Annotated in this window: 4 protein-coding genes; all 4 read right to left on the reverse strand. The window is 69.1% G+C overall.

The window, feature by feature from the left end:
• Positions 1 to 1420 (reverse strand): RelA/SpoT family protein (locus ACRDSQ_RS24120; protein WP_431424229.1); only part of this gene is annotated, 1420 nt, incomplete at its 3' end.
• Between the two features lie 123 nt (positions 1421 to 1543).
• Positions 1544 to 2062, reverse strand: a complete 519-nt coding sequence (locus ACRDSQ_RS24125; protein ID WP_431424231.1) for an adenine phosphoribosyltransferase — start codon at positions 2060 to 2062, stop codon at positions 1544 to 1546.
• A 1-nt stretch (position 2063) separates the two neighbouring features.
• A complete protein-coding gene (secF, locus tag ACRDSQ_RS24130; RefSeq protein ID WP_431424232.1) occupies positions 2064 to 3278 on the reverse strand; it encodes a protein translocase subunit SecF in 1215 nt (404 codons plus the stop codon).
• Between the two features lies 1 nt (position 3279).
• Positions 3280 to 4546 (reverse strand): protein translocase subunit SecD (secD, locus tag ACRDSQ_RS24135; RefSeq protein ID WP_431424233.1); only part of this gene is annotated, 1267 nt, incomplete at its 5' end.

The raw sequence follows: 4546 nt of genomic DNA on the forward strand, positions 1-4546 counted from the left end.
CCAGTGAGCCGTTCACCCGGGCGCCGATCGTGCGGTACCCGACCTCGGTGTGCACCGCGAAGGCGAAGTCGACCGGAGTGGACTCCCCCGGCAGGCTGATCACGTCGCCCTTGGGCGTGAAGACGAAGATCTCCTTGGCGGCCAGGTCGAAGCGCAGCGACTCGAGGAAGTCGCCGGGGTCCGCGGCCTCGCGCTGCCAGTCGAGCAGCTGGCGCATCCAGGCCATCTCGTCGACGTCGGCGCCGCTGTGGGTGCCCCTGGTCTCCTTGTATCGCCAGTGCGCGGCGATGCCGTACTCGGCGGTGCGGTGCATCTCGTGCGTGCGGATCTGCACTTCCAGCGGCTTGCCGTCCGGGCCGATCACCGTGGTGTGCAGCGACTGGTAGACGCCGAAGCGGGGCTGGGCGATGTAGTCCTTGAACCGGCCCGGCATCGGCTGCCACAACGCGTGGACAACCCCCATGGCGGCGTAGCAGTCGCGCACGTCCTCGACCAGGATGCGCACGCCGACCAGGTCGTGGATGTCGTCGAAGTCCCGGCCGCGGACGATCATCTTCTGGTGGATCGAGTAGTAGTGCTTGGGCCTGCCCTCGACCTTCGCGGTGATCCGCGAGCCCTGCAGGTCGGCGCCGAGCTGCTCGACCACGGTGCGCAGGTACGTGTCCCGCGAGGGTGCCCGGTTCGCCACGAGCCGGACGATCTCGTCGTACTTCTTGGGCTGCAGGATGGCGAACGCCAGGTCCTCCAGCTCCCACTTGACCGTGGCCATGCCCAGGCGGTGGGCCAGCGGCGCGAGCACCTCGAGGGTCTCGCGGGCCTTCTTGGCCTGCTTCTCCGGCGGCAGGAACCGCATGGTGCGCATGTTGTGCAGCCGGTCGGCAAGCTTGATGACCAGCACGCGAGGGTCCCTCGCCATGGCGATGACCATCTTGCGGATGGTCTCGGCCTCGGCGGCGGAGCCCAGTTGCACCTTGTCGAGCTTGGTGACGCCGTCGACCAGGTGCGCGACCTCGTCGCCGAAGTCGGCGCGCAGGCTGTCGATCGAGTAGTCGGTGTCCTCGACCGTGTCGTGCAGCAGGGCCGCGACCAGCGTCGTGGTGTCCATGCCCAACTCGGCCAGGATCGTCGCCACGGCCAGCGGGTGGGTGATGTACGGGTCGCCGGACTTGCGCCGCTGACTGCGGTGCGCCTCCTCGGCCACGTCGTAGGCGTGCTGCAGCAGCGCCAGGTCGGCCTTGGGGTGCAGCTCGCGGTGGACCGCGGCCAGCGGCTCCAGCACCTGCTTGACCGGGGCGGCGCGCTGCGCGGTGATGCGGCGGGCCAGCCGTGCGCGAACCCGGCGGGTGGCGGACGGCTCCCGTCCTGCGGGCGTCAGCGGCTCATGGGCCCCTGGGGCCGCGCTGTCTACCTCATGGGACAACCGTGCTCCCGGCAAGTTCGGTCGCCGATGGCGAACGACTCCCGGGTCACTCGTGTGACCCGGATACCGAGGATAACGCCGGAACGGGTGACGAGTTTCCGCTGGGGCGGCGAACCGCCCATGTCAGACGACGAGCAGCGACCGCAAGTTGTGCCCTGCAAGTCGCTCACGACCGCCCAGCGCGGCGATTTCCACGACGACCGCCACCGCCGCGACCTTGGCGCCCGCCCGGTCGACCAGCCCCGCGGCGGCCTCGATCGTGCCCCCGGTGGCCAGCACGTCATCGATGATGACGACGTTCGCGCCGGGCTCGACCACGCCCCGCGGCAGCTCGAAGGTGGCCGTGCCGTATTCGAGGGAGTAGGTGACGCTGTCGGCCACGACGGGCAGCTTGCCGGGCTTGCGCACCGTCACCAGCCCGAATCCGTGCACCGCGGCGAGTGCGGCGCCGAAGAGGAAGCCTCGGGCCTCCAACGCGACCACCGTGCTGACGCCGTCGGGGATCTCGGCGGCGAAAGCGTCGGTGACCGCGCGGAACGCGGCCGAGTCCGCCAGCAGCGGACTCAGGTCGCGGAAGAGCACCCCTGGTTCCGGGAAGTCGGGGACTTCCCGGACCAGGGTGAGCGCGTCTTCCAGGCGCACGTCAGCGCCGCTTCTTGCCCGTCGGCCTACCCGTGGACTTGCGTCGGGCGTCGGAGGCCTTCGGCGTGCGCGAGGGGACACCCGCCGCGATCGCCATGGCCTTCTCCCGACGCAGTTCGGCGTTGAGCGCCTCGTCGTCGGACAGGTCGGTCTCGGCCTCGACGCCCTCGGCGCTTTCGGCTGTCTCCGCCTTGCGGGCCACGTTCGCGCGGCGCTGGGCCACGCGCTCAGCCTGCTGCTTGTACTTCGGCTCGGTCATCTTCAGGTCGACCAGGAGCGGGGTCGCCAGGAAGATCGACGACAGCACACCCGCGAGCATGCCCGCGGCCATGATGAGCGCCAGGTCGCCGAGGGTGCCGACACCGAGCACACCGACACCGATCGCCAGCAGCCCGACAACCGGGAGCAGCGCGATGATCGAGGTGTTGATCGACCGCATCAGCACCTGGTTCAGCGCCAGGTTCGCCGTCTCGGCGTAGGTGCGCCGGGTCAGTCCGAGCAGGCCGCGGGTGTTCTCCTTGACCTTGTCGAACACCACGACCGTGTCGTAGAGCGAGAAGCCGAGGATCGTCAGCAGACCGATCACCGTGGCGGGCGTGACCTCGAAGCCGACGATCGAATAGATGCCCGCGGCAACGATGACGTCGTGGAACAGCGCGACGAGTGCCGAGACGGCCATCCACTTCTCGAAGTACAGCGCGAGGAAGATCGTCACCAGGACCATGAACACGCCGAGCGCGATCAGCGCCTGCCGCGAGATCTCCCCGCCCCAGGTGCCCGACACAGCGCTGTCGCTGATCACCGAGACAGTGGACTCACCACTGGGCGATTGCGGCTTGAGCTGCTCGAACAGCGCGTTCTTGACCAGTCGGACCTCGTCGACGGTCAGCGCCTCCGACTTGATCTGGATGGTCGAGTTGGCGCCGGTGCCGACCTGCTGGACCGCGGCCGCGTCCTTGTTGATCGCCTCCTTGAAGACGGTCTCCACGCGCTCGACCGAGATCTGCCCGGACGCGCTCGCCGACGGCAGCTGGATCTTGGTGCCGCCCTCGAAGTCGATGCCGAGGTTGAACCACCGGAAGATGATCGACGCGACGCACACGAGCATCAGCGCACCGAAGGTCAAATACCAGCGTTTGCGCTTGCCGACGATGTCGAACGCGCCGTTGCCGACGTGGAGCCGCTCGAAGATGCTCTGCTTCTTGGGGGTGGACACGTCACACTTCCTTCGCGGCGGTGCCCGCGCCGACCCGCGCCGCGCGCAGGGTCTGCTGGTTCCGCTGGACTGCTCCGAGGCCGGAGAGCTTCGAGTTGGACAGCCACTTGGACTTCGAGGCGAGCGCCACCAGCGGGTGGGTCACCAGGAAGACCACGATCAGGTCGAGCACGGTGGCCATGCCCAGGGTGAACGCGAACCCCTTGACCTGGCCGACGGCCAGCACGTACAGGACCGCCGCGGCCAGGAACTGGATCGCGTCGGCGGAGAGGATCGTGCGCCGGGCCCGGACCCACGCGCGTGGCACGCCGGACCGGAAGGACCTGCCTTCGCGCACTTCGTCCTTGAGTCGTTCGAAGAAGATGACGAACGAGTCCGCGGTGATACCGATCGCCACGATGAACCCGGCGATGCCCGCGAGGTCGAGGGTGAACCCGACCCAGCGGCCCAACAGCACGAGGACCGCGAAGACGATCGCCCCGGAGAGCACCAGCGACAGGATCGTCAGCACACCGAGCACGCGGTAGTAGAACAAGCAGTAGAGGAAGACCAGCAGCAGGCCGATGCCACCGGCGATCAGACCGGCCTGCATCGAGGCCAGGCCCAGCGTCGCCGACACGGTCTCGGCCTCGGAGGACTCGAAGGACAGCGGCAGCGAGCCGAACTTCAGCACGTTGGCCAGCTTCTGCGCCTCGGCGGTCTTGAAGCCGCCCTCGCCGCCGGTGATCTGGGTGTCGCCGCTGATGGCGCCCTGGATCGTCGGCGCGGAGACGACCGCGGTGTCGAGCACGAACGCGGCACGCTGCTGGATGTGGGCGGCGGTGTACTCCGACCAGATCCGGCCGCCCTCGCTCTTGAAGCTGACGCTGACGACGTTGCCGACACCCTGCGGGTCTGGCTGCGAGATGGCGTTGTCGATCTCGCTGCCCTCGAGGAACGACGGGCCGAGGATGAACTTCTCGAGACCGTCCTGGTCACAGGTGGCCAACGGGAGCTTCGGGTCGTCGTTGCCGATCAGCGGGTCCTTCTTGCCGCAGTCGAGCGTGGCCAGCGCGGCCTGCTGCAGCGCGGCGTCCGCGGGGACCTCAGCGCCGTCGGGGCCCTTGCCCGGCGCGAGCTTCGGGTCCTGGCGGCACGCCTTGGCGGCGGTGATCAGCTGGCCGACCGGCGTCTTGTTGTCCTGCGCCAGGGCGGTGTACTTCGTGCAGGCGTTCTCCGCGGCGGGCGGCTGCGCGGCGGGCGGCTGCGCGGGCTGCGACGGCGCGGGC

The sequence above is a fragment of the Actinokineospora sp. genome (assembly GCF_050699995.1).
In the GTDB taxonomy this organism is placed as follows: domain Bacteria; phylum Actinomycetota; class Actinomycetes; order Mycobacteriales; family Pseudonocardiaceae; genus Actinokineospora.